This window comes from Streptomyces flavidovirens DSM 40150 (assembly GCF_000429085.1).
Lineage (GTDB): Bacteria > Actinomycetota > Actinomycetes > Streptomycetales > Streptomycetaceae > Streptomyces > Streptomyces flavidovirens.
Genome location: NZ_AUBE01000007.1, coordinates 22,768 through 45,683, shown reverse-complemented (window position 1 = coordinate 45,683; position 22,916 = coordinate 22,768). Strand labels below are relative to the sequence as shown.

Here is a 22,916-nt window from a genome sequence, read left to right as displayed (position 1 = left end):
AGGTGAGCATCATCCTGATGTCCGATCCGCGCGTGGCGGCCGTCCCCGTCGCAGACTGCGGGGAGCGCCTCGTGGACGTTCGTAGCAGCGGAGCGCTGGTGGTCGACGATCGCAGAGCCGACGCGACCGGCGCCTTCGCCCATCTCCGCCAAGGAGTCCTCGACCGGCTGCTGCACGCTCAGTCGGTCCTGCCCGACGGGCTGCGTCTGCTCTTCGTCGAGGGCTACCGGACACCCGCCCTGCAACGCACATACTCCGAGCAGTACGCGGACAAGCTGCGCGGACAACCCGGCGTGGAGCCGGGAACAGGTCCGCCAGGCTGCCAGCCGGTACGTCTCACCACCGGAGATCGCGCCGCACAGTGCAGGCGCCGCCGTCGATCTCACCGTCGTGGACGCCGACGGCGTCGAGTTGAACATGGGCACGCGGGTGAACGCGAGCCCGGAGGAGAGTGCCGGCGCCTGCTACACGGACGCCGACTCGATCAGCCGCCAGGCCCGTACGAACCGAAGCATGCTGACTGCCGCCCTGTCCGCGGCCGGACTGATCAATTACAGCACCGAGTGGTGGCACTGGAGCCACGGGGACCGGTACTGGGCGCTCATGACGAACCAGCCGGCCGCCCTGTACGGCCCCATATCCCCGCCCAGCGATGAGTCAATCCAGGAGCCCTCATGAGCACCGTACGCATCGTCACCTTCAACACGCTGTTCGGCCGGTGGGATGGGCAGATGGAGTTCCTGCGCTCGTTGCGCCCGGACATCCTGGCCGTGCAGATTTCCGGCCGGTCCCTGTGGTGTTCGGGACGTTCGCGGAGGCGGTGACCGCGGACATCCCGCTCTCGTTTGCCGATCGGCGTCGTGGTGTTCGCCATGTTGCTGTTGGTCGGCGCGGAGGGTACGTGGCACGCAAGTTGCTGCTCGGTCAGATGCGGGTGCAGGAGATCAGTCACCGCGACGACCGGGTGTCGTACACGATTGTTCAGCCGGGCGGGAGTGTCCTCGATCCCGCGGACCCTTCCTGGTGAGGTACGCGGGGGCGGGCACTGACCGTACGTACGCCTACTTGCTGGTGGATCATCTGCGGTGGCTGGAGAGCGAGGGGGTGTCGTTCGAGAGCGTGGGGTTCCAGGATCTGCAGCGGTATATGGGGGCGGTCGGTGCCGAGGTGCCGATTCCGTTCGGTTCGCCGTGGCGCGTGGGTAAGAAGCCTTACGGCGACAGCGCCCTGGCCGGTGCAGCCTCGTGTATGAAGGGCTTCTATCTGCATCAAGCAGGCTTGGGCTTCGATCGGGAGCTGGCCAAGGAGCTGAATCTGCGGCGGCTGCCGACGAAGGCTGATCGCTCCCGCTCCCTGCTCGGCCATGCGGCCCGCAGCATGGCGTCGAATCCGCTCGCCCGCCGGAGGTGTCGCCGGCACCCGAAGATGCTGCCCGACGGCGCTCGCGGCGAGCTCCAGAGCGTCGTGTCTTCGCTTCGCGACGGCATGGCCGTCGACTGGCTGAGCGACGGCGGCTTCCGCGCCGGGGAGCTGTGCGGTCTGCACTTGAGCGATCTGCATCTGCGGGAGAACGCCGAGTGCGGGCAATGCCGGGGTCCCCATGCCATGTCTGTCACCGGGAGCGACTGTCCAACCGGGCGCGGGCGAAGACCAAATGGCCGTGGCGGCTCGAGGGCGGGGTTATGCGCGGCGGGCTGATCAAGCGCGTCAGTCCGGCGATGATCCACTCGTGCTTCGCGTACATGATGTCCGAGTACCCGCGCGATGCCGCCCACGGGATGCTGATGGTCCAGCAGCACGGCCAGGGGTGCGGTCTGCCGTGGGCGGCCGAGGGCCTGCGCAAGATGATCTCGCGGGCAGGTGTCCGTGCCGGGCTGGGCCAGACTCGGCCCCACCAGTTCCGGCACTCCTGCGCGACCGTAGTGCTGGACGCGGCGAACGGGAATCTCGTGGTCGCCAAGGACGCCGGCGGGTGGGCGTCGGTGGAGACCGTGGACGAGATCTACGCCCACGTCGACATCCACGATCCGGCCTTCCACGCCGCGCTTGCGCGCGGTCGGGTGTGGCATGAGTACGCCGCTCCTCCTCCCCGTCGTGCCGGGGCCGGACCGTCGCCAGGGGCGGGACCGGTTGGAGGTCCTCCAGGCGTTGCTCGCCGGCCCCACCGTCGACGCCTTCTACACCCAGGACCTGGTGCGGTTTCCCGAGGACCATCCCGTCTACGGGTGGAAGTGCCGTGTGGCCGCACCTGGACCTCGACGCGGCCCCGCTGCCCCCGTCCCGAAGCGGCATCGGCACCGCGCTGCTGTACCGCAGAGAGGTGCTGGGCCGGTGGGTCCGCCACAACGCCGACTTCGGCCTCGAAGTCCTGCACGGAATCGCCGTGACCAGCTTCGACATTCCCGGCCTGCCAGCGCCCTTGAGCTTCATGCCCGTCCACTTCACGCCCATGTCCGCCGAACAGGCACTCATCGAGGCCGACTACGCCCCCTCCCGCTGCTACAAGTACGGGCCGTTCGCCGTCCTGGGCGGGGACGTCAACTACGCGCCGGCCTCGTCCAAGTACCCGCTGCCAGACTTCTCCGAGATGAGACCGTACAACCTGGACTCGCGCACGCTCCTGCCCGACGGCGGCTTCGACCCGTCTGCTGCCCCCGAACCCGACCGCCGCGTCGCGCGCAAACTCGCCCAGAACGGATACGTCGGCGTCGCTTGGCGCCTGTTCGAGAAGTCGCAGGGGAAGGACACGGCACTGCTCGCACCGACCGGAACGGACGACCGGATCGATCAGGCATGGGTGTCCGCCCCGCTGGCAGACGCCGTCTCCGACTACCGTCTGCTCGACGACCCGGAGGGTGCCAGCGACCATCACGGTCTCGTCTTCCGCATCGACATCAACGCCATCGACCCAACCAGCCCCTGGGCATACCGCTGAGGGCTGCCGCACGGACGTGAATACCGCAGGACCCGGCGGGTGGGCCGGGGTCCTCTCACGTGGAGCGGGGGCCGGTCAGTGACTGCCGGCGAGTTCCCCGGTGAGCTTGCCGTGGAGGTCGGCACTCGGCTCGTTCAGGCCGGTGATCTCCACGGTCTTGCCGCGCTGGGCGTACTTGGTCTCGATCGCGTCCAGGGCGGCGACGGAGGAGGCGTCCCAGACGTGCGCCGCGCTGAGGTCGATGACGACCTTCTTCGGGTCGCCTGCGTAGTCGAACTGGCCGACAAGGTCGTTGGAGGAGGCGAAGAACAGCTCGCCGGTGACCCGGTAGACCACCGTGCTGCCGTCGGGGTCGACCACGGCGGTGACCTCGGCGAGGTGGGCGACCCGCTTGGCGAAGATGACCATGGCGGTGATCGAGCCGACGACGACGCCGATGGCGAGGTTGTGGGTGGCGACCACGGCCACGACAGTGATGACCATGACGGCGATCTCGCCGGCGGGCATGCGCTTGAGGGTCTTGGGGGCGATGGAGTGCCAGTCGAAGGTCGCGAACGACACCATGATCATGACGGCGACCAGGGCGGCCATGGGGATGTCGGAGACCACGGGGCCGAAGACGATGCACAGCACCATCAGGAACGCACCGGCCAGGAAGGTGGACAGGCGGGTGCGGGCGCCGGAGACCTTCACGTTGATCATCGTCTGGCCGATCATGGCGCAGCCACCCATGCCGCCGAAGAAACCGGTGACGATGTTCGCAATGCCCTGGCCGATGGACTCGCGGGTCTTGTTCGAGTGCGTGTCGGTGATGTCGTCCACCAGCTTGGCCGTCATCAGCGACTCCATCAGGCCGACGAGCGCCATGGCGAAGGCGTACGGGGCGATCGTCGTCAGGGTGTCGAGGGTGAACGGCACGTCGGGCAGGCCCGGCACGGGCAGGGAGGGCGGCAGTTCGCCCTTGTCGCCGACGGTCGGAACCGCGATGGCCGCGCCGACGGTGATGACAGTGAGGATCACGATGGAGACCAGCGGCGCGGGGATCACGGTCGTGATCTTCGGGAAGAACACCATCAGTGCCAGCCCGCCGATGATCAGCGGATATACCGTCCAGGGCACGTCGGCCATCTCGGGGGCCTGGGCCATGAAGATCAGGATGGCCAGGGCGTTGACGAAACCGACCATCACTGAGCGGGGGATGAACCGCATCAGCTTCGCGACCCCCAGCGCGCCCAGGACGACCTGGAAGACGCCGGCCAGGATGACGGCGGCGATCAGGTACCCGAGGCCGTGTTCACGGTTGAGCGGGGCGATGACGAGGGCGATGGCGCCGGTGGCGGCGGAGATCATCGCCCGCCGGCCGCCGACGATCGAGATGACCACGGCCATGGTGAAGGAGGCGAAGAGGCCGATCGCGGGGTCGACACCGGCGATGATCGAGAACGAGATGGCCTCGGGGATCAGCGCGAGGGCGACGACCAGGCCGGCGAGGACCTCGGTGCGCCAGACCTTCGGGTCGGCGATCCAGTCGGGCTTCAGGCCGCGCAGGCGCGCGGCCGGGGACACAGCAGTGGCAGCGGAAGACAAGGGAAACGGAACCTGTCGTGCTCGGGCACGCCCCGTTCGGCAGGCCGGGGTGTGCGGGAGGAGGCGGAGGGGCCGGGCCGGCGCTCCGCGGGCGGCGCCGCGAGATGCGGCGCCAGAAGTCGAAAGAGGACGGAGTGGGGCCCGCGTGGCAGCGCGGCCTTCTCTCACGTCCGGAGGCGAAGAGTCACGGTGGGCAGGCGGCGGCGCCGGGCGTCATGGGCTCGCGCACGCTTCTCTCCTGCAAGAATCGGAACTTCGCCGGGGGCACCATCGGCCCCGACACGGCAACAGCGGGGCGGCGGACCGCCGCCCTCACCAAAAGCAACTCTACCCTAACGTTAGAGTAGAGGTCGGCGGCGCCCACCCGGACCCAAGTGCCGACGATGAGAAGGGCTAAGGATCACGGGCGTGGACGGCAAGCACATGCAGATCGGCGAGGTCGCCGCACGGACCGAGCTGTCCCTGCGCACCATCCGCCACTACGAGGAGACCGGCCTCGTCGTCCCCTCCGCCCGCTCCCAGGGCGGCTTCCGCCTCTACACCGAGCAGGATGTCGACCGCCTCATGGTCATCCGCCGGATGAAGCCGCTCGGCTTCACCCTGGACCAGATGCGCGACCTGCTGGACGCCACCGACCGCCTGGATGGTGGGGAGCCGACTCCGGACGAGCGAGAGGCCCTGCTGCAGCGTGTCCGCGGGTACGAGCAGGATGCAGCGGAGCAGGTGGCCAAGCTGCGGGTCCAGCTCGCACGGGCCGAGGAGTTCGCGCGGACGCTGCGCGAACGGGTGGAGCGGAACGAAGACGTCACGAGGTGAGCGAGGTGGCACCTCACCCCTTCTCGGTGCTCCGCGAGGGTCTGGTGGCTGCCAGGGCCTGGCGCAGGTCGTCGACGGCCGGGGCGCCGTCGGTGGTGCCGTCGGCGTGGCGGTAGAGCCGGCAGGACAGGCTCGGTGATGCCACACCGTCGTGGGCGAACGGGTCGGTGCCGTCCAGCAGGAGGGTGGGCGAGCCTGTCATGCCGTGCCGGACGGCCTCGTCCGCGTCATGCACCTCGACCCATTCCACCGGCACGGTCCGGCCTTGGAGAGCCTTGGTGATCCGGTCACGGATGAGCGGGGCGTTCGGACAGTCGGGCACGGTCAGCACTGTGACGCGCGGCGTCTTGGAGGAGTTCATGGCGGCCCCCTTTCCTGGCCTGGGTTGTCTTGCTGTGTGGACGGTAGACCTTCCACTGCACTGGAAGGTCAAGGGCTAGCCTCGAGATATGCGCATCGGTGACCTCGCCGCCGTCAGCGGGGTGACGGCGAAGACGCTCCGCTTCTACGAGCAGGCCGGGGTGCTGCCCGCCCCGCCCCGCACTGCGGGCGGTTATCGCGACTACCCGGAGCAGGCGGTGAAGCGGCTGGCGTTCATCCGTGACGCCCAGGGCGCGGGTCTGAGTCTGGCCGAGATCCGTTCCGTGCTCGTTCTGCGTGACGCCGGCGCCTCGCCCTGCGCCCACGTGACGGCTCTCGTCGACCGGCATCTCCGGGACATCGAGCGGCGTCTGGCCGAGCTCCGTGCCACGAAGGCGATGCTGCGGGGGCTGGCGGAGCGGGCCGCCGTGACGGATCCGGCCGACTGCACGGATGCCGAGGTATGCCGGATCCTCACTGGGCCGACGAGTCGGCTCCATGGTGGGCGTCCTCACTGAACCGGCCGGGCGGGCCTGCCTAGCGTGAAGCCACCTGGGGCTTTCCGCCCCGTTCACGGTGAGGAGCAGGGTCATGCTGCGTGCGGTGTGGAACGGCAAGGTGATCGCGGAGGCCCCGCGTACGGTGATCGTGGAGGGCAGGGCAACCACTATTTCCCTCCCGAGTCGCTCGACTGGCAGTACGTCAGGGCGAGCAAGACCAGGTCGCTGTGTTTCTGGAAGGGAATCGCGCACTACTACAGCCTTGAGGTCGACGGGCGGACGAATCCGAACGCCGCCTGGTACTACCCCAAGCCCAGCCCGCTGGCCCGGAAGATCAAGGACCATGTGGCGTTCTGGCAGGGCGTGTGCGTGGAGGGAACGCCGGAGCTCGACCTTCCCTCAGACGGCGGGAAGTGACGACGGGCGGGCAGTCAGCTGCGGGTGAGGTGCCGGACGGCGACGACGGCCTGTAGGGCGGCGGCTGGCCGCAGCCAGGCGGGGCGTGGCCGCTCGGGCATCGCGCCGCGCCGCACGGCGACGCCGGTGAGGGCGACGACGGGGAACGCCCAGGCGGCGATGGCCGCCGTTCGTACGGTGTGACTGGGTTCGTGGCGCGAGGTGAGCCACGTCCAGTAGGCGGCGTCGGCGAAGGTGTCGGCGTAGTCGCCGAACGGGGTGACGGTGCCCTGGCGGCGAGCCAGGCGTCCGTCGGCGAGATCGAGCCCGATCGCCAGTACGCCGGAGGCGCGGCCGGCTCCGCCGGGCAGGGCGGGGAGGTTGGCGCGCAGCAGTGTCAGGACGTCCGCGGTGGCCAGGCGGGTGCGGTGCTCCAGGAGTCCCAGGTGCAGGACGGACAGTCCCCAGCTGGTGGTCACCCAGCGCCGTCCGGGCCGCCTGCCGGCGGCCAGCGCGTACAGGCCCGCGTGCAGGGCGGTGAGCTCGGCCAGGGCCCGCGGGCGGCGCACGGCCTGGTGCACCGACCGGCGGGCAGCCTGGTCGAGGAAGCGTACGAGGGCTGCCGGGGCGAGGCGTCCTTCGCGCAGTTCGCTCAGAAGCGCGTTCGTGGCAGCGCTGCTGTCGGTCATCTCGGCTACGGGCTGCACGCTCCTCCTTCCTCCGGATCGTGATGGCGCTCAGGCTAGGGGCTAGGGGCCGACCTGCGGGGAGGACGGTGAGCGCGCTCACGGATCGCCGGGGCTGCCGGCCTTAGCGTCGGAGGGGTAAAGCGACGGACACGTGGAGAGGTCTCGCGATGGTGTGGATCGGTGCTCTGGCGACGGCGGCGGTGGCGGGTGCGGGGGCCGCGGCCGGGTATCTGGGGCTGGTGACCGGGGCACTGCCCCTGGACGTGGGCGTCGGCCGGCGCACCCGGCCGCTGGGACCGCAAACCGTGGATGTCGCCGCGCCGCGCGAGGTGGTGTTCGATGTCGTCGCCCAGCCCTATCTGGGGCGGGCCACGCGGGCGATGCGGGAGAAGGTCCAGGTCCTTGAGCGGGGCACCGACATGGTGCTCGCCGCCCATCGCACGCCGGTCGCGGGCGGACGGCTGACCGCGAAGACGACGGAGACGGTGCGGTTCACCCGCCCGGAGCGGATCGACTTCCGCCTTGTGCGCGGGCCGGTTCCCACCGTCACCGAGTCGTTCGTCCTCACCGAGCACGGGTCGGGTACGCGGCTGGTGTACGAGGGCGGACTCGCCACGGACCTGTGGCGGGCCGGCCAGTGGTGGGGCGACCTGGTCGCCCCACGGTGGGAGGCCACCGTCGCCACGTCCCTGGCCGCGATCCGCCAGGAGGCCGAGCGACGGGCGCAGGCCGCCTGATCCGGGCATTGGCATTCGGCGGGGCGTAAGGCTGACTTGGGGCGGAGAAGTGACCGGGGTCACTGTCTCGGCTACGTATCCGGCCGCCGGGCCGTCACGTCGTACGAGGGTGTACAGCCAGTCACCGTGCAAGGAATCGTGAAGCGATGTCTCAGCCCCATCCCTCGCCGTCGGCCGGCGGTCTGCCCCAGCCCATGCTGGAGGCCGCACAGGCCGCGCACCGTGAATTCCTGACCGTGCTGGAACCGCTGCGGGGTGAGCTGTTCCGGTACTGCCGGCGCCTGACCGGCAGCATGTGGGACGCCGAGGACCTGGCGCAGGAGACGCTCGCCCGGCCGTTCACCCGGGCTGCGCAGACCCACCAGCCGGTCGAGCGCCCAGTGGCGTGGCTGGTGAGGATCGCGACGAACGCCTACCTCGACCAGGTCCGCCGTCCGGCTCCGCTTCTCGTGGAACCGGCCGAGCGCGCCGCCCCGCCTGCCGTCGATCCCGTCGAGGTGCGGGACGCGCTCGCGGAGGTGACGACGCTGCTGGCGCCGCAGGAGCGTGCCGCCATCGTTCTCAAGGACGTCTTCGACCTGCCGTTGAAGGAGATCGCCGCAATGCTGGGCACCACCGAGGGGGCGGTCAAGGCCGCACTGCACCGTGGCCGCGGGCGCCTGGCCGCGCCTGAGCGGGCCACCGCGCTCGCCCATCGCACGGCTCCCGACCGGGACACGCTCGATGCGCTCGCTGCAGCGTTCACCGCCTATGACCTGGACGGGCTGACCAAGCTCTTCGTCGAGGACGCGGTCAGCGACGTCATCGGCGTGGCCCACGAGGTCGGGCGGGACCAGATCGCCGCCGGTTCACTGCACCACACGCTGGTCCTGGAGGCGTCGGTCCGTTGGCGTGCCGAGGTCAGGAAGGTGGACGGCGACCCGCTGGTGCTGATGTGGGCCACTCCGGCCGACGGCAGCGGGCCCGAGGCGGTCGAGGACGTCCTGCGTGCGGAGACAGCCGACGGCGGCATCACGCGCCTGCGGTGGTACTACTTCTGCCCCGACGTCCTTGCCGAGGTGGGCGACCGGCTGGGCGTCCCTTACCGGACCCGCGGCTATCACGTGTAGGCCACCCGGGCCCGGCTCTGCCAGGCACCCTGGGTGCTGCTACGACCACGAGGACCCGAGCGGATGCCCCTTTCCACGGGTCCTGGTCAGCCGTCGTGGCGCAGGTCGGCGAGGGCGTCTTCGACTCCGCGGTGGAAGGTGGGGTAGGCGTAGATCATGTGGCGGAGCCGGTCGACGGGGATCTTCGCTGTGGACGGCGACGGCCAGTCCGTAGAGGACTTCGCCGCCCGTGGGTCCGGCCGAGGTGGCGCCGACGAGGACGCCGCGCTCACTGTCCTCGACGAGTTTGATCAGGCCGTGGTTGCTGGCCTTGTGGATCCAGCCCCGAGCCGAGGACGGCACTCGTGCGGTGCCGGTCCGCGCCCTCAGTCCCTGCTCGCGGGCTGCGTGTTCGCTCAGGCCGACGGAGCCGACCTCGGGGTCGGTGAAGGTGACCCGGGGCAGGGCCCGGCAGTCGGCGGCCGGGCCCGGCAGGCCCAGGATGTCGCGTACGGCGATCTCGGCCTGGTACATCGCCAGTGCGTGAACAGGCGACGTCCGGTGAGGTCGCCGGCGCCCCACACGCCGTGGGCGGCCCGCATCTGCCCGTCCACGTCCAGCGCGCGGGCCGTGGGGTCGAGACCGATGGTGTCGAGGCCGAGCCCGCTCAGGTCGGGTCGGCGTCCGGTGGCCACCAGCAGGCGCTGCCCGGTGACCTCTTCCCCACCGTCGAGCGTCAGCCGGAACATGTCGTCCGCGTGGCGGACGCCGGTGGCACGCGCTCCGGCTCGTACGGTGACCCCTTCCCCCTGCAACACCTCGGCCAGCAGCTCGCCGGCTTCGGGCTCTTCCGCAGGCAGCAGCCGCTCGATCGCCTCCACGACGGTCACAGCGGTGCCGAAGCGGGAGAACCCCTGCGCCAGTTCGACGCCGATGGCGCCGCCGAGCACCAGCAGCGAGGCGGGCGGCTCCTTGACGGATACGGCCTGCCGGTTCGTCCAGTACGGCACATCCGCCAGACCCGGCACCGGCGGGATCTGCGGGCGGCTGCCGGTGGCCAGCACCACTCCCCGCCGTACGGCGAACGACTGGCCGTCGACCTCCACGCGGCCGGAGCCGGCCAGGCGGGCACGGCCGCGCACGAAGTGGCCGCCCTTGCGGGTGAACCGGTCGACGGCGACCTGGTCGTCCCAGTTGTCCGTGGCCTCGTCCCTGATCCGGGCGGCGACCGGCGCGAAGTCCGCGTGGACCTGGGTCTCGCCGTCCATGCCCGGCACCCGCCGGGCCTCGGCCAGGAGGTTCCCGGCACGGATCATCACCTTGCTGGGGATGCACGCCCAGTACGGGCATTCGCCGCCGACCAGCTCCGCCTCCACCCCGACCACGTCCAGCCCTTCCTCGGCCAGCCGCTCGGCGACATGCTCACCGCCCACCCCCATCCCGATCACCACAACGTCGACTTCCTGTTCCCGCGCCATGAGGGCCTCCTCGATCAGACGTGCCCAGGGATCTCGGATATGCGTACCGCGGGGCGAAGGGGGTGCTGGTGCCGCCACGTCCCGGCGTCGCCCTGGGTGGTGGTATCGCCACCCGAGTCGGCCGCTTGCCACGATCGTGAGCCCCGAGAGCGAGATCGGGACGTCGGCCCGGCCACCTTTCGCACCCTTCGAGCGTGCCGCGAGGAAGGAGGCGGTTCGGTGAGCGCGCTTACAGTTCTCACCCTGCCCGACGGCCTACGTTCAGATCATGGTGCTCAGGATCGTTCTCGGGGCCGTGTACTCGGCGATGGCCATCGCCCAGCTCGCCTCCCTGCCGCACATGTCCGGGATTCTGTCCGCGTACGGGCTGGTGACCGGCGCCGCCGCGACCGCTCTGGCCCTGGCGCTGATCGCGGGCGAACTGGTGAGCGGGATCTGGTTCCTGGCCCGACCGCGGTCGAAGGCCCTGGCCCCGGTTTGCGTCTACACCGGCGTGTCGGTGGCGTGGACGGTGCTGGCCGTGCAGGCGTACGCACGGGGCCTGACCGTGGACAACTGCGGCTGCTTCGGGATCTACCTCACGCAGCGGCTGAGCTGGTTCGTCCTGCTCCAGGACGCCCTGCCCCTCTTCTACGCCGCCCCGCTGTTCCGCTCCGCCCGCACCACGCCCGCCCCCTCCAAAGCCGACCGAGTGGAGGTGAAGGACCGTGCCGACAGCCCGTGAACATGCTCGTCTCGGTGGCATGGCGGCGGCCGTGGGCGCCGGGCTGCTGATGGTGGTGTGCTGCGCCGGCCCCCTGTTGGTGGCCGGCGCAGCACTCGGCGTTGTCGGCGGAGCCCTCGCCAAAGCGTGGCTGATCACCGTCGGCGCGGTCGTCCTCCTGGCCGGCGCCGCCTATGCCCGATGCCGGACCCGTCGCCGCCGGGGTGCCGGACCGGAGGACTGCTGCACGACGGTTCCTGCCCGACCTTCGCCCCACGAAGACGAAGTCCCCGGCCCTGACGATTCCCAGGGGGGCAAAGGAAAACGACTCACCAAGGAGCTCCGCGTGACTCAGGAAGCCGCACCCCAGGCCAAGGCCGAACGCGACGAGGTGTTCGTGGAGTTCACCAAGTCGATCTGCCCGCTGTGCAAGACACCCGTCGACGCACAGGTCAACATCCGCAACGACAAGGTGTACCTGCGTAAACGCTGCCGTGAGCACGGCGAGTTCGAGGCGCTGGTCTACGGGGACGCCGAGGAGTACCTGTCCTCGGCCCGGTTCAACAAGCCCGGCACCATCCCGCTCACCTTCCAGACCGAGGTGAAGGACGGCTGCCCGAGCGACTGCGGGCTGTGCCCAGAGCACAAGCAGCACGCCTGCCTAGGCATCATCGAGGTCAACACCGGCTGCAACCTGGACTGCCCAATCTGCTTCGCCGACTCCGGCCACCAGCCGGACGGCTACTCCATCACCCACGAGCAATGCGAGCGGATGCTCGACACCTTCGTCGCCTCGGAGGGCGAGGCGGAGGTGGTGATGTTCTCCGGCGGCGAGCCCACCATCCACAAGCACATCCTGGACTTCATCGACCTCGCCCAGGCCCGCCCGATCAAGAACGTCAACCTCAACACCAACGGCATCCGCCTCGCCACCGACAAGAACTTCGTCGCCGAACTCGGCAAGCGCAACCAAGCTCCGGGCAAGTCGGTCAACATCTACCTCCAGTTCGACGGCTTCGACGAGCGGACCCACCTGGAGATCCGGGGCCGGGACCTGCGCACGTTCAAGCAGCAGGCCCTGGACCACTGCGCCGAGCACGGCCTGACCGTCACCCTAGTGGCCGCCGTCGAGCGCGGTCTGAACGAACACGAGGTCGGGGCGATCATCGAGTACGGCATCGACCACCCCGCCGTCCGCTCGGTGGCGTTCCAGCCGGTCACCCACTCCGGCCGGCACGTCGAGTTCGACCCGCTGAACCGGCTCACCAACCCCGACGTCATCCGGCTCATCAACGAACAGCGGCCCAACTGGTTCCAGAAGGGCGACTTCTTCCCCGTCCCCTGCTGTTTCCCCACCTGCCGCTCCATCACCTACCTCCTCATCGACGGCGAACCGGGCAACCGCACCGTCGTCCCCGTCCCGCGGCTGCTCAACGTCGAGGACTACCTCGACTACGTCACCAACCGCGTCATGCCCGACGCCGGCATCCGCGAGGCCCTGGAGAAACTCTGGTCCGCCTCCGCGTTCATGGGGACGGAGACGACCAAGGAGAAGCTGCGGGCCACGGCCGAGGCCCTGGACTGCGCGGACACCTGCGGCATCGACCTCCCTGAGGCCGTGAAGGACCTCAACGACAAGGCATTCATGATCGTCGTGCAGGACTTCCAGGACCCCTACACCCTCAACGTCAAGCAGCTGATGAAGTGCTGCGTCGAGGAGATCACCCCGGACGGGCGCCTCATCCCCTTCTGCGCCTACAACTCCGTCGGCTACCGCGAACAGGTCCGCGCCGAGATGTCCGGCGTCCCCGTCGCCCCGGTCACCCCCAACGCCCTTCCGCTCGCCAGCCGACTGACGGAGACCCCGTACGGATCGAAGACCGCCAGCAGCTCGGACACTGAAGGGAGGCGCTCGTCATGACCGGTACGCCCAGCGGCGAGGAGCTGAAGGCGTGCTGCGCCGCCGCGTACTCCTCCGACGTCGTCGCCCTCCTCCTCGGCGACTCCTACCACCCCGGCGGCACCGCGCTGACCCGCCGACTCGCCGACGGCCTCGGTCTCACCACGGGAGCGCGGGTCCTCGACGTCGCGTCCGGGCGCGGCACCACCGCCCTCCTCCTCGCCGACGGCTACGGCGCCGAGGTCGACGGGGTGGACTACGCGCCCGCGAACACCGCCCTCGCCCAGGGCGCCGCGCAGGCAGTCGGCCTCGCCGACCGGGCACGGTTCACCACCGGGGACGCTGAGCACCTCCCATACCCGGACGGCGTCTTCGACGCCGTGGTGTGCGAGTGCGCCCTGTGTACGTTTCCCGACAAGGCGCGGGCCGCGGCCGAGTTCGCCCGCGTCCTGGGGCCCGCCGGCCGCCTCGGCATCACCGACGTCACCATCGATCCCACCCGGCTGCCGCCCGGGCTCACCGGCCTCGGCGCCCGCATCGCCTGCATCGCCGACGCCCGGCCGCTCCAGGACTACACCGAGATCCTGGCCGGCGCGGGCCTGCACACCCTCCACACCGAGCGCCACGACCATGCGATGCTGCGGATGATCGACCAGATCGAGGCGAGGCTGAACCTGCTGCGCATGACCGCCGCGGCCCGCCTCACCGCCGCGGGCGTCGACCTCGACGCCGCCCCCGCCGTCCTGGCAGCCGCCCGCACGGCGGTCGCGGACGGCGTCCTCGGCTACGCGCTGCTGATTGCCGAGCGCCCGCCGCAGTAGGGGGCCTGGAGCGTAGGCGTCTGCCGCGACAGGGCTACCTGTGCGGCAGGCTCGCCGCGAAGGCGTGTCCCTGGTCGATCCAGTCGGCCAGGGCCTGGTCCTCGGACACGGCGGAGGAGGCCACGACGACCCAGCCGCGCATCGGGCGTCCGGTGAAGGGCCGTGTCCCCGGCTTTGCCAGGGCGGCTTCGGTGGCGTCCGGGCCGACCCGGACCATCAGCTCGTCCCCGATCACGCCCACGGCCATGTTGCCCTCGTGCAGGAACGTAAGGCCGCTGAACATCCGCTTCTCTGTGATGCCCGGGTCCGCACCCAGCCGCGCCCTGACGCGTTCCACCAGTCCTTCGTCGAACGCCATGGCCGCCCTCACCCTCCATGTGTCGGCTCACCTGCCGCTGAAGGTCCCGAAGATCCTTGACCAGCGACGAGCGCACCTTGCGCCCCATCATCGGTCCCGCCAGCCGGTAGAGGCCGGAGGCGCCGCCGCGTACGCGGATCCGGGCGAGCGTGCCGCCGTCCGGGGGGGCGAAGGTGTAGGTCACGTGCATCGGCATCGGGCCGGCGACCGAGACCACGTCCAGCAACCTCGGCGGCTCGTACGCGGCGATCCGCAGGACGTAGTCGATCCGCTGCCCAGGAAGTACGCCGTCCGCGTCACCTCCGCCCCGAGAAACCGCCCGCATCCGCCTGCCGCGTCAGCTCCGCCGTCCGGATGCCCTGGTCCTCCCCCATAACCCTGACATAACCCTGAACGGGCATGGGAGGTGCCCCCAGGCGTCGTGGCGCCAGTCCATCGCGTACGCCGCCACCTGCTCGCACGGCAGCGGGAGCACCCGCTCCACCGTCACGTCGATACCCATACGCGTCACGTTCCCTGGAGACAGTTCCATGGGCCCATCACGGGCGTTGACCGGCAACCGGACGCCGAGCGGGACTACCGGCGCGTACGTAAGGGTGCTCACATACCTGCCTGCACCACCCGGTCTAGCGTCGTCAGCGACAGCGGAAAGAACGACCCCATGGATGGGACGATCACCATGACCACGGCAGCACACGTCTCCCCCAAGATCGCCTTGATCCCCGTGCACGCCGTCTGGGGCGCTGCGGCCGGCCTCGTCGGCGGCGTCGGCATGGGCATCTGGATGTCCGTCTCCAGGCCCGTCATGGACACCGCGATGATCACGATGGTGGCCGGGCTCCTCGGCTCGACCAACGCCTTCGTCGGCTGGCTGATCCACCTCTCCATCGCGCTGTTCGCCGGCACCACCTTCGGCATCGTGCTCGGCCCCCTCGCGCAGCGCCTCGCACCGGCCGTCGTCCTCGGCCTGGTCTACGGCGCGGTGTGGTGGACCGTCGGCGCACTGTGGATCATGCCTGCCAACATGGGCATGCCCGTCTTCGAGTGGAACGACGTCACCTCCTCCAGCCTCGGCGCCCACCTCGTCTTCGGTCTGCTCGCCGGTGTGACGTTCGGGTTCATCGCCCAGGCCATGGGCAAGCGCACCGGCCCGGCCCGATGAGCAGCCAGGCTCCCGCGCCGCCCCCTCACCCGGCCGCCCCACCACCGGGCGCGGCGCCGCGGCGCAAAGGCCAGGTCGACGGTTCGGTGCCCTACTGTCTGGCCAGCAATGCCGAGGCACTGGGCAGCCCGGCATGGGGCGCCGCACCCCCACCGTGGGCCCCTGGACGACGCGAGGAGACGCACACCATGACCGACGCCGCAGCAGGCCACGAGGGTGCGGAACGGACCTGGTGCCTGGCCGAGGTCGACATCTTCTGCGACCTGTCCGAACGGGAGATGGAAGCCATCGCCGCCGCAGCGCCGATGAAGTCCTACCACGCGGGCGAGATCTTCTACTCGCCCACCCAGCCCTCCGAAGTGCTGTTCATCCTCAAGAAGGGCCGGATCCGCGTCTTCCGGGTCTCCGCCGACGGCCGCGCGCTGACCACCGCGATCATCAGCCCCGGCACCATCTTCGGCGAGATGGTCCTGCTCGGACAGCACATGTACGACAACTACGCCGAAGCCCTCGACGACACCGTCGTCTGTGTGATGAGCCGCGCCGACGTCAACCGGCTCCTGCTCGCCGACGCCCGCATCGCCACCCGGATCACCGCCATCCTCGGCCGCCGCCTGGCCGACCTCGAACAACGCCTGTCCGACAGCGTGTTCAAAACCGTCGCCCAACGCATCGCCACCACGCTGACCACCCTCACCAGCGCCCAACCCCCGGCCAGCCCCCTGCGCCCCGTCGGACGCCACCCGCAGATCGCTCTCACCCACGAACAACTCGCCGCCCTCGCCGGCACCTCCCGCGAAACCTGCACCAAGGTCCTGCGCGAGTACGCCGGCCACGGCCTCCTCCGCCTCGCCCGCGGACGCATCACCGTCCTGGACTCCGAACGACTCAGAGACGCCGCTGGCTGAACCCGCCCGAGCTGCCGCAGTGCCGCTCGCCACTCGAAAGAATGGAATGACGCACGCCGGCTAACCACGTCACGGACATGTCCGCTGCGTTGATCGGCAGCCAGCGTCACCGCGAACACTCCCGCGGCTGGAAAACTCCAGGAGTGCCATAGCTGGGAACAGCTCGCTCGCCGCCGTTTGCACCGCGCGGTCAACGCGCTGGGCTTGGCGCGGGGGCTCCTCGCCGAGGCCAACCCCGACCACGGCGGGCCACCGGTTTCATTCGGCGATCCTGCTCAGCGACCGGATCCGGGTGGACGCGGAGGGCGCAGACAGCACCCGTTACCACCACGTTATGGGCTGGGCCCACCTGATCCTGCCGGGCGTCGAGCGGCTGCTGGAGGCGCGCACCTGCGCCTGGACTCCTTCGGCCCGCGCAACAGGGCCCGCAGGTGGCCCCATTGGCAGTTCTCGCCGCGCCCGACCGACTGTCGCACTGCTGGGAAACGTCAACGCGATCGGCCTCGGCTTTCCCGGAGCCGGACTCGTCCCGGCTGCCGGCGCACCTGCTGAACGGACACCTGCGCTCACCCGGCGAGGAGACGGTGTCCGATATTGGGAGGCCGTCGAACTGCTGGCTCGTGCGGGCTTCGTCGACACAAGTTTCGCCGGGAAGGAGGCCGTGCCAACGGCGGCGTTCGCCGACGGCGACGTGCCCCGCCGCCAGGACCTCTGATCTCGCTCCCGCAGTGACGGACTACCAGGTCTACCAAGAGCCGGTCGACACGGGCCTGTCCGACCACGGCGCCGTCAGCATCAACCTCGATGCGTCGACGACACGTCGTAGGACAACCGTCCCCCGGCCCACCACAGATCACGTATGTCTGCCATGCCCACCAATTACGGACCACCGTGTTCCCCGTCCGCCGAACGATCGCTCTCTGCCCCTCCGGGTGGCACGGTGGCGAGACGCAACGGAAACTTGCGATCAGGCTACGAATGCGAAGCCGCCTCGTCGAGGGTGACCTTCTCGTGTAGCAGGGCGGGGATTACTTCCGTGATCGGCATCTCGACGCAGTGGCATGAGCCAGGGCGAGGATCGCTTCCGCGGACTTGATTCCCTCGGTGGTCTGTCGTGTGGCGGCCGTCGCCTGCTCGACGCTCAGACCGTGACCGAGGTGGGTGCCGAAGGTGAGGTTGCGGGAGAGCGGGGAGGAGCAGGTAGCCACCAGGTCGCTCAGGCCGGCCAGGGTGGCGGGGTGGGCGCCGAGGGCAGTGGCCAGCCGTCTGGTCTCCGCCAGCCGGCGGGGTGATGAGCATCGCCGTCGCGTTGGCGCCCAGGCCCATGCCCGAGGCGATGCCGACCGCCAGGGCAATGACGTTCTTCACCGCGCCGCCCAGCTCGCAGCCGATCACGTCGGTGCTGGTGTAGGGCCGGAAGTAGGGAGTGTGGCACGCCGACTGGAAGCGGCGGGCGGCGTCCTCTTCGGGGCAGGCGACGGTGGCGGCGGTCGGCTGGCCGTCCATGATCTCGCGCACCAGGTTCGGTCCGGACGGCACCGCGACCCGGTCCGCGCTCACGCCGGTTACCTCGGTAATGACCTGGCTCGCCCGAGCCCGTTGCCCAGTTCGATGCTCTTCATCATCGACACGATCACGGTGTCGGGCCCGATGTGCACCGCCCACACGGCGAGGCTGGCCCGCAGGGACTGCGCGGGGATACAGAGCACGAGGAAGTCCGCTCCCGCCAGTGCAGCGGCCGGGTCGGTCTTCGCCGTCAGGGAGGCGGCCAGCTCGATGTCTGCGCCAGCAGGTCAGAGGCGGCGATTTCATCAAGATCACCATGCGGTTCCAGGATGCCGGGTCGATCACCTTCAACATCCAGTCACAGATCCCGGTCTACGACCAGAGCCCGTCCCCAAACCGCTGAGCCGCCCGCACTGCGTCATGCCGCCGCGCCTAAGCGCGCGGGGCGGGAAGTGGTCAGCGCGTATTTGGGTCAGTCTTCGCTTGCGTGAGACAACCGGTGACGCGACGCAACGGAAAATAGGAGTCCCGCTACGGCAGAACCTGCCACCCCGGCGACTAGGTCCGCGATCGTATCGCTGTAGCTGACCCGCATAGACTCCGGTGCCAACTGTTCCACTACCCACTCGTAGATTTCCCACAAGGCAGCGGCGGCAAGCCCGAGCATGGCGATTAAAAACACGAGGGCCCAGAGGGGCAGGTACCGGGATGCCGTCCGCATTTCCTTTCCGCTCATTCGCAGGAACCCGAACAGAACCACGATGGAACCGCAGCCTGCCATAGCAAAGTGGACTGCTGTATCCAGCTGATTCACCTGCGCATACCAGTGGCCGACGTCGGACCACATGCCCAGGAGCACCACGGAGATGAATGCAGCTTCGTACGGCTTTGGTGTACCCGTCCAAGCCACGGCTGTAAGCAGCACCAGGCCAAGGAGAAACCGCAGCCCGGAAGACCACTGACCCTGCACCAGGAAGAACACAGCGCTGACGGGAAAGCCAAGACGGACTAGTGTGCAGGCTCTGGTAAAGGCGACCTCTAGCGCCACCGGAGCGTTCCTAGCCATGCGTCTTCACCGACGCACGTGAGCGCTCAAGAGGGGACTGGTACCGCGCTTCAAGCGTCCGGATTTCAACGACAACCGTATCTCCCTATGTTGATGAGCCAGTGCAGCGCTCTGTACAGAACGCGTGGCCGAGTGCCTAGCCGTCAGTTCCTGGAACTGCGCTAGCCTGTCGTGATGGCACAGGATGAAGATGCTTCGTTGATCGTAGTGATGGGTGTGTCAGGATCCGGCAAGACGACCGTAGGGCAGTCCCTGGCCCAGTCTCTGGGCGTGCCCTTCGCAGAAGCTGACGACTTTCACTCCCCGGGCAACGTAGCCAAGATGCGGGCTGGCATCCCTCTGGATGACGAAGACCGGGCGCCCTGGCTCGACGCCATCGCGAAGTGGCTGCTCGAGCATGGCCGCCAAGGCGGGGTGATCACCTGCTCGGCACTGAAACGGTGCTATCGCGAACGGCTTGTGTCGGCATCGCCGTCTGTGTTCTTCATCCATCTGCACGGCTCGGCGAAGCTTATCGCCGAACGCATGGCTGCGCGTCGCGGGCATTTCATGCCGGTATCCCTCCTTCAATCACAGTTGGACGCACTGGAGCCGTTGGCCGCCGGTGAACAAGGGGCGCTTATTCCCATCAGCGGTACGGTCGATGAGACCACACAGCTAGCACTTGCGGCTGTACAACAGGGGTGACGCTCCATCCCGCACACAGTCTGCAGCCGGGGCGAACCGAGCCAGGCCGATGGGTTGTCTGCGCGGCGTGGAATTGACACCCAGGGGTCGCTGGTTGGTACTTGTGCGAGACGCCTCGCGTTGTCGGGACCTGTCAGGACTCTCGCCAACCGAGTTTGACGAGCACGTTTCTGGGCTCCTCGGCTACCTGGGCGTCGGCGACCACGTCGTAGCGTGCAGCAGGGATCTGGCTGCGCGCGAAGTGAAGTCCCGTTGACCGTTGGTGAAGGCGGGCCAGCGAATTCGAAGACGGACCCGAAGGCTGCACCGTACGTCCGCTGAGCAGGAGCACGACCACGTGTGGGGACCGGCGGCGAACACCATGAGTAGCAGACCAACCAGTACTCCGAACCACCCCCAGTGCCGGCGCCTGCCAGGGCGGCTCTGCCGCGGGTCAGGGGACCCAGGACCGTCTCCACCATGCGCAGGGTCCCATCCGATGATCGCCGTCCGTTCTAGGGGAAACTCGTTGTCGGAAGGGAAGCCGACGGCGCGCTGCGCGCCTTCATAGGTTAGGTACGGGGCGGTCGACTGCCGTGGATGGGTGCTCGGAGGTCATGGAGTTCCTCTCGTCGGGAGTGCGTCGCGATGTGCCGGCCCGCGCGATAGCGCTCACACGTAGCGGCGCTACATCTTGTTGAATTTTCGGCTCAGGCTCGCCGCTCCCGTGCAATCCACAGAGAGATCACGGACAGCACAATCACCACTACGCCGGTGGCTACGTCGTTAATCCGAGCCGCGTCCGCCTTTGAGGAGTCGCCGTAGCTCACCACGAACGGTGCGGCAATAATCCACGCCCCTGCCGCCGTGACGACGAGGTCAGACACCGGCCCGCGTCGGCGCACCAGGCGGGCTACGGCCACAAGGAAGACGACGACACCGACAGCCATCTCGTTCAGGTGCGCATCGACCGCCGGCTCGTTGAACGGGTACCCGATGACCCAAGCCGCAACAAACAGCCAGACGCCCGCAAGCAGCATCAACACGCTGATGAGGGAGTTTCTCACCCCTCCGGCGAGTTCCGGCCCAGACGGCCGGGGGGCCGCGCGCTTAACGGTGGGACGATTACGCTTCATGGGTGCCTCCTGGCTGAGCTCGCCCCAGGGACGGCGGCGACCGATGCCACCATGGGTCGGGCGAGGGGGACGACGCCTGGTTCATGCTGCTGTTGGCAGCCGAACACAACCTCCGCGCGTTCACGGGTTGCCACGGTCACAGTGGGCAAACGTCACCGCAGGATTCACGAAGGCGGCCCAGCAGCATGCTTGCAGCCGTAGCGCTGAAGTACCGGATCAGCACCATGCGTTACGTGGGATAAACGAATACTGAGCTGCTGCGGTCTAGTCCTGCGCCGGAGCTGGGACGACTCCCACGGGGCACTGGGCCGTGTGCGGAAGAGGCTCGATCGGAGCGGGAGGCACGGGGCCGAAGACTGGCGGCACCACGCCGGCCGGCACCGGAGGTGCGAGACGCACGTCGTCGGCGTACACCAGGTGCAGTTGGGCTCTGCGGCGGTCGGCCTCAGCGTAGGCGAGTTCCATTGCCCCTTCGTACACGTCGTTGACCGCAAGATCACGTCATGGATCATGCGGCCTCGCGTGTCCGTCACCGAGAGCCAAGGCGAGCGGCTGCTCGAAGTCCGCCTCGCCTGCCCGGACATCACCCGGGCTTGCGACCTGGCACGATCCTTCGCCGATCTGGTCCGCAACCAGCGCGGACACCTCCTGCACCACTGGATCCGCCAGGGGAAACAGGACGCACCCAAGCCCATTAGCGGCTTCGCCGAATTCCTCCGCCGTGACCTCGACGCTGTCACCGCCGGTCTCACCCTCACCTGGAGCCATCTTCGAAGGCCACGTCAACAGGGTGAAAACGCTCAAGAGAGCAATGTACGGCCGCGCGTCCTTCACACTCCTCCGCACCCGAATCCTCACCCAGTCATGAGATTCACGGAACTGATGCTGTTGGTGATCTCCAGGTGGAACCACGGTGCGTGCGAATAGCCGCTGGTCGCGTGACGCGCGGTTGAGCCGGGCCGTTGGCCGGGGGCAGTCGAGAGCACGTCCAATGGCTGCAAAGGCAGCCCCAGGGGGTGCAACACCGCCGTGCCAACGGGCCGCGACAAGATCACTGGTCCTCGGGATGTGGCCGAGGACGGGCTGCCGGCCTCGGGCTGTGCTCGCGGCCAGGGGCGAGGGACTGGCAGGCGGTGTTTACGGCCCGTCCGGGACGCCGAGCGGCACGGTGAACCGCGGCTGCCAGCCTTCCTCCGTCAGCACCACCAGCTGGACCGCCGCCGCACGGGTGTGCAGCGGCAGCAGGCTGCCGATCGCAGCGCGGACATGGGCGGCAGCTGTCGGGTTGTCCGCACCCATAGCGACCGTGACATGGGCGGCGGGCCGCGCCCCGAAGCGGCCCCTGTACGGGCGCAATTTGGGCCACTGGGCGCGGAACGCATCGACGATCGGTTGGAGTCCCGGAACGGTGACGGAGACGAAGCCGGACGCCGTCACCACCTCCTCCAAGAGGAGATCAGCTGCCGGAAAACTCGCAGCCAGGGAACGCACGCCCTTCTTGTCCTGATCTGTCAGCGCCGTTTCCGGCACGAACGGGTAGAGGAGCGAGACGTGCGCCGGCACCCCACGACGCACCAGAGCTGGGTCGATACGCCACGCCGCCTCGAGGAGCGGGGCGGCATCGGGCAAGACAATGACGACGGCAGTGGTCCCTGGCTCTGGCACGCCGTCATCATCGCAGGCCAGTCCGCTGCTGCGCCCGTTGCACTGGGAGGTGGACGAGGACAACGAGTTGGGCGTGGTCGAGGCGGTCGCGGCTGCGTGTTGGCTGGTGGTCCACGCCCCGTACGGTGCTCGCTTCCGTCCGGGACGTTCTCGATGCGGGCTCGTCCGGCGATGCCGCCCTCGTGTGTGGCTCCGGGTTTGGATTCTGACTCACTTTCCGGATGCTGTTGGTGATCTTCAGTCGCCGGCGCGGTTGCGTTCCAAGGGGCCCGGTTCGCCTGCCGCAGCCCGGCAATCCAGGGTGCCGGCCCGGCGCTACACAAGAGGCGCTTACGGGCTAACCGACCCGCGGCGCCCAATAGGCACTGAGCGCGGCGCGGGAGCATCGGCAAGATCACCGAAAGCATCCGGAGCTCCGGACAGAGCCGTTTTCAGAGAT

General features: G+C 69.0%; 27 protein-coding genes and 3 pseudogenes. 18 read left to right on the top strand and 12 right to left on the bottom strand.

Annotated elements, in window-relative coordinates:
- Positions 1-17 precede the first annotated feature (17 nt).
- The 6 genes and pseudogenes from G412_RS34275 (at position 18) to G412_RS40140 (ending at position 2,935) form a co-directional block, all read left to right on the top strand.
- A pseudogene (locus G412_RS34275) lies at positions 18-678 on the top strand (M15 family metallopeptidase).
- Positions 675-824: an endonuclease/exonuclease/phosphatase family protein gene (locus tag G412_RS39650; RefSeq protein WP_157839093.1), complete on the top strand. Its 150-nt coding sequence runs from the start codon at positions 675-677 to the stop codon at positions 822-824. The pseudogene G412_RS34275 and the gene G412_RS39650 overlap by 4 nt, the downstream one beginning before the upstream one ends.
- Before the next feature lie 77 nt (positions 825-901).
- Positions 902-1,027 carry a hypothetical protein gene (locus G412_RS41395; RefSeq protein ID WP_279626770.1) on the top strand — a complete coding sequence of 42 codons (126 nt, stop codon included), beginning with the start codon at positions 902-904 and terminating at the stop codon, positions 1,025-1,027.
- 38 nt (positions 1,028-1,065) lie between these two features.
- The gene (locus G412_RS40830; RefSeq protein ID WP_244282949.1) at positions 1,066-1,698 is read left to right on the top strand and encodes a hypothetical protein; all 633 of its coding nucleotides are present in this window, start codon (positions 1,066-1,068) and stop codon (positions 1,696-1,698) included.
- A pseudogene (locus tag G412_RS41600) lies at positions 1,587-1,958 on the top strand (tyrosine-type recombinase/integrase); the annotation flags it as partial. The gene G412_RS40830 and the pseudogene G412_RS41600, both read left to right, overlap by 112 nt.
- A 278-nt stretch (positions 1,959-2,236) precedes the next feature.
- Positions 2,237-2,935, top strand: coding sequence for a hypothetical protein (locus G412_RS40140; RefSeq protein ID WP_244283001.1), 699 nt, complete (start codon positions 2,237-2,239; stop codon positions 2,933-2,935).
- A gap of 75 nt (positions 2,936-3,010) precedes the next feature.
- Here the strand turns inward: G412_RS40140 and G412_RS0113335 are convergent, their stop codons facing one another.
- Positions 3,011-4,501: a SulP family inorganic anion transporter gene (locus G412_RS0113335; RefSeq protein ID WP_028812533.1), complete on the bottom strand. Its 1,491-nt coding sequence runs from the start codon at positions 4,499-4,501 to the stop codon at positions 3,011-3,013.
- A 429-nt stretch (positions 4,502-4,930) separates the two neighbouring features.
- On the opposite strand from G412_RS0113335, the gene G412_RS0113330 reads away from it, so the two are divergent.
- Positions 4,931-5,338 (top strand): MerR family transcriptional regulator, encoded by a 408-nt coding sequence (locus G412_RS0113330; protein WP_028812532.1) that lies wholly within the window; start codon positions 4,931-4,933, stop codon positions 5,336-5,338.
- Positions 5,339-5,351: 13 nt separating this feature from the next.
- Here the strand turns inward: G412_RS0113330 and G412_RS0113325 are convergent, their stop codons facing one another.
- Positions 5,352-5,699, bottom strand: coding sequence for a hypothetical protein (locus G412_RS0113325; protein ID WP_028812531.1), 348 nt, complete (start codon positions 5,697-5,699; stop codon positions 5,352-5,354).
- A gap of 88 nt (positions 5,700-5,787) precedes the next feature.
- Here G412_RS0113325 and G412_RS0113320 point away from each other — a divergent pair, with 88 nt between their 5' ends.
- The gene (locus G412_RS0113320; protein ID WP_028812530.1) at positions 5,788-6,216 is read left to right on the top strand and encodes a heavy metal-responsive transcriptional regulator; all 429 of its coding nucleotides are present in this window, start codon (positions 5,788-5,790) and stop codon (positions 6,214-6,216) included.
- 87 nt (positions 6,217-6,303) lie between these two features.
- Complete coding sequence (locus G412_RS34265) at positions 6,304-6,615, top strand: DUF427 domain-containing protein (protein WP_244282945.1); 312 nt, start codon at positions 6,304-6,306, stop codon at positions 6,613-6,615.
- A gap of 14 nt (positions 6,616-6,629) precedes the next feature.
- Here G412_RS34265 and G412_RS0113310 read toward each other — a convergent pair whose 3' ends face one another.
- Positions 6,630-7,301: a CDP-alcohol phosphatidyltransferase family protein gene (locus G412_RS0113310; RefSeq protein WP_028812529.1), complete on the bottom strand. Its 672-nt coding sequence runs from the start codon at positions 7,299-7,301 to the stop codon at positions 6,630-6,632.
- Positions 7,302-7,450: 149 nt separating this feature from the next.
- Between G412_RS0113310 and G412_RS0113305 the strand changes: the two genes are divergently transcribed.
- The gene (locus tag G412_RS0113305; RefSeq protein WP_028812528.1) at positions 7,451-8,020 is read left to right on the top strand and encodes an SRPBCC family protein; all 570 of its coding nucleotides are present in this window, start codon (positions 7,451-7,453) and stop codon (positions 8,018-8,020) included.
- Between the two features lie 146 nt (positions 8,021-8,166).
- On the top strand, positions 8,167-9,129 hold the full coding sequence (locus G412_RS0113300) for a sigma-70 family RNA polymerase sigma factor (RefSeq protein WP_051338323.1): 963 nt from the start codon (positions 8,167-8,169) through the stop codon (positions 9,127-9,129).
- A gap of 39 nt (positions 9,130-9,168) precedes the next feature.
- Here G412_RS0113300 and G412_RS40820 read toward each other — a convergent pair whose 3' ends face one another.
- A complete protein-coding gene (locus G412_RS40820) occupies positions 9,169-9,642 on the bottom strand; it encodes a hypothetical protein (protein ID WP_244282943.1) in 474 nt (157 codons plus the stop codon).
- A complete protein-coding gene (locus G412_RS34260) occupies positions 9,525-10,586 on the bottom strand; it encodes an FAD-dependent oxidoreductase (RefSeq protein ID WP_244282941.1) in 1,062 nt (353 codons plus the stop codon). Before G412_RS34260 ends, G412_RS40820 begins: the two co-directional genes overlap by 118 nt.
- Positions 10,587-10,854: 268 nt before the next feature.
- Here G412_RS34260 and G412_RS0113290 point away from each other — a divergent pair, with 268 nt between their 5' ends.
- The 3 genes from G412_RS0113290 (at position 10,855) to G412_RS0113280 (ending at position 14,010) form a co-directional block, all read left to right on the top strand.
- Positions 10,855-11,310 (top strand): MauE/DoxX family redox-associated membrane protein, encoded by a 456-nt coding sequence (locus G412_RS0113290; RefSeq protein WP_028812526.1) that lies wholly within the window; start codon positions 10,855-10,857, stop codon positions 11,308-11,310.
- Positions 11,311-11,635: 325 nt separating this feature from the next.
- A complete protein-coding gene (locus G412_RS0113285) occupies positions 11,636-13,210 on the top strand; it encodes a radical SAM protein (RefSeq protein ID WP_028812525.1) in 1,575 nt (524 codons plus the stop codon).
- Positions 13,207-14,010 (top strand): class I SAM-dependent methyltransferase, encoded by an 804-nt coding sequence (locus tag G412_RS0113280; RefSeq protein ID WP_028812524.1) that lies wholly within the window; start codon positions 13,207-13,209, stop codon positions 14,008-14,010. The genes G412_RS0113285 and G412_RS0113280 overlap by 4 nt, the downstream gene beginning before the upstream one ends.
- 34 nt (positions 14,011-14,044) lie before the next feature.
- Here the strand turns inward: G412_RS0113280 and G412_RS0113275 are convergent, their stop codons facing one another.
- Positions 14,045-14,368, bottom strand: coding sequence for a TfoX/Sxy family protein (locus G412_RS0113275; RefSeq protein WP_028812523.1), 324 nt, complete (start codon positions 14,366-14,368; stop codon positions 14,045-14,047).
- A 679-nt stretch (positions 14,369-15,047) separates the two neighbouring features.
- Between G412_RS0113275 and G412_RS0113265 the strand changes: the two genes are divergently transcribed.
- The 3 genes from G412_RS0113265 (at position 15,048) to G412_RS39645 (ending at position 17,153) form a co-directional block, all read left to right on the top strand.
- Entirely contained in the window at positions 15,048-15,530 is a 483-nt protein-coding gene (locus G412_RS0113265; protein ID WP_028812522.1) for a hypothetical protein, read from the top strand.
- A 188-nt stretch (positions 15,531-15,718) separates the two neighbouring features.
- Positions 15,719-16,438: a Crp/Fnr family transcriptional regulator gene (locus G412_RS0113260; protein WP_244282938.1), complete on the top strand. Its 720-nt coding sequence runs from the start codon at positions 15,719-15,721 to the stop codon at positions 16,436-16,438.
- 334 nt (positions 16,439-16,772) lie between these two features.
- Positions 16,773-17,153, top strand: a complete 381-nt coding sequence (locus G412_RS39645) for a hypothetical protein (RefSeq protein WP_157839092.1) — start codon at positions 16,773-16,775, stop codon at positions 17,151-17,153.
- A gap of 257 nt (positions 17,154-17,410) precedes the next feature.
- On the opposite strand, the pseudogene G412_RS34250 reads toward G412_RS39645, so the two are convergent.
- Both G412_RS34250 and G412_RS0113240 read right to left on the bottom strand, forming a co-directional pair.
- Positions 17,411-18,216, bottom strand: a pseudogene (locus G412_RS34250) (NAD(P)H-dependent glycerol-3-phosphate dehydrogenase); the annotation flags it as partial.
- 200 nt (positions 18,217-18,416) lie between these two features.
- Positions 18,417-18,926, bottom strand: coding sequence for a DUF2238 domain-containing protein (locus G412_RS0113240; protein WP_157839091.1), 510 nt, complete (start codon positions 18,924-18,926; stop codon positions 18,417-18,419).
- Between the two features lie 258 nt (positions 18,927-19,184).
- Between G412_RS0113240 and G412_RS0113235 the strand changes: the two genes are divergently transcribed.
- On the top strand, positions 19,185-19,697 hold the full coding sequence (locus G412_RS0113235; protein ID WP_028812519.1) for a gluconokinase: 513 nt from the start codon (positions 19,185-19,187) through the stop codon (positions 19,695-19,697).
- 689 nt (positions 19,698-20,386) lie between these two features.
- Here G412_RS0113235 and G412_RS0113230 read toward each other — a convergent pair.
- The 4 genes from G412_RS0113230 to G412_RS0113215 form a co-directional block, all read right to left on the bottom strand.
- A complete protein-coding gene (locus tag G412_RS0113230) occupies positions 20,387-20,812 on the bottom strand; it encodes an SPW repeat domain-containing protein (RefSeq protein WP_078606953.1) in 426 nt (141 codons plus the stop codon).
- A 264-nt stretch (positions 20,813-21,076) separates the two neighbouring features.
- Positions 21,077-21,277, bottom strand: a complete 201-nt coding sequence (locus G412_RS39640) for a hypothetical protein (RefSeq protein WP_028812517.1) — start codon at positions 21,275-21,277, stop codon at positions 21,077-21,079.
- Positions 21,278-21,313: 36 nt separating this feature from the next.
- Positions 21,314-21,616: a hypothetical protein gene (locus G412_RS39635; protein ID WP_157839090.1), complete on the bottom strand. Its 303-nt coding sequence runs from the start codon at positions 21,614-21,616 to the stop codon at positions 21,314-21,316.
- Positions 21,617-21,949: 333 nt separating this feature from the next.
- Positions 21,950-22,441: a 2'-5' RNA ligase family protein gene (locus G412_RS0113215; protein ID WP_244282936.1), complete on the bottom strand. Its 492-nt coding sequence runs from the start codon at positions 22,439-22,441 to the stop codon at positions 21,950-21,952.
- Positions 22,442-22,916 lie beyond the last annotated feature (475 nt).

Coding starts and splice junctions, on each gene's coding strand:
- G412_RS40820 (WP_244282943.1), bottom strand. CDS start 9,642: ATGTACCAGGCCGAGATCGCCGTACGCGACATCCTGGGCCTGCCGGGC.
- G412_RS0113275 (WP_028812523.1), bottom strand. CDS start 14,368: ATGGCGTTCGACGAAGGACTGGTGGAACGCGTCAGGGCGCGGCTGGGT.
- G412_RS39640 (WP_028812517.1), bottom strand. CDS start 21,277: ATGGAACTCGCCTACGCTGAGGCCGACCGCCGCAGAGCCCAACTGCAC.
- G412_RS0113320 (WP_028812530.1), top strand. CDS start 5,788: ATGCGCATCGGTGACCTCGCCGCCGTCAGCGGGGTGACGGCGAAGACG.
- G412_RS39645 (WP_157839092.1), top strand. CDS start 16,773: ATGGGCTGGGCCCACCTGATCCTGCCGGGCGTCGAGCGGCTGCTGGAG.
- G412_RS34260 (WP_244282941.1), bottom strand. CDS start 10,586: ATGGCGCGGGAACAGGAAGTCGACGTTGTGGTGATCGGGATGGGGGTG.
- G412_RS0113325 (WP_028812531.1), bottom strand. CDS start 5,699: ATGAACTCCTCCAAGACGCCGCGCGTCACAGTGCTGACCGTGCCCGAC.
- G412_RS0113305 (WP_028812528.1), top strand. CDS start 7,451: ATGGTGTGGATCGGTGCTCTGGCGACGGCGGCGGTGGCGGGTGCGGGG.
- G412_RS0113235 (WP_028812519.1), top strand. CDS start 19,185: ATGGCACAGGATGAAGATGCTTCGTTGATCGTAGTGATGGGTGTGTCA.
- G412_RS0113265 (WP_028812522.1), top strand. CDS start 15,048: ATGACCACGGCAGCACACGTCTCCCCCAAGATCGCCTTGATCCCCGTG.
- G412_RS0113230 (WP_078606953.1), bottom strand. CDS start 20,812: ATGAAGCGTAATCGTCCCACCGTTAAGCGCGCGGCCCCCCGGCCGTCT.
- G412_RS0113260 (WP_244282938.1), top strand. CDS start 15,719: ATGACCGACGCCGCAGCAGGCCACGAGGGTGCGGAACGGACCTGGTGC.
- G412_RS0113290 (WP_028812526.1), top strand. CDS start 10,855: ATGGTGCTCAGGATCGTTCTCGGGGCCGTGTACTCGGCGATGGCCATC.
- G412_RS0113300 (WP_051338323.1), top strand. CDS start 8,167: ATGTCTCAGCCCCATCCCTCGCCGTCGGCCGGCGGTCTGCCCCAGCCC.
- G412_RS0113280 (WP_028812524.1), top strand. CDS start 13,207: ATGACCGGTACGCCCAGCGGCGAGGAGCTGAAGGCGTGCTGCGCCGCC.
- G412_RS39650 (WP_157839093.1), top strand. CDS start 675: ATGAGCACCGTACGCATCGTCACCTTCAACACGCTGTTCGGCCGGTGG.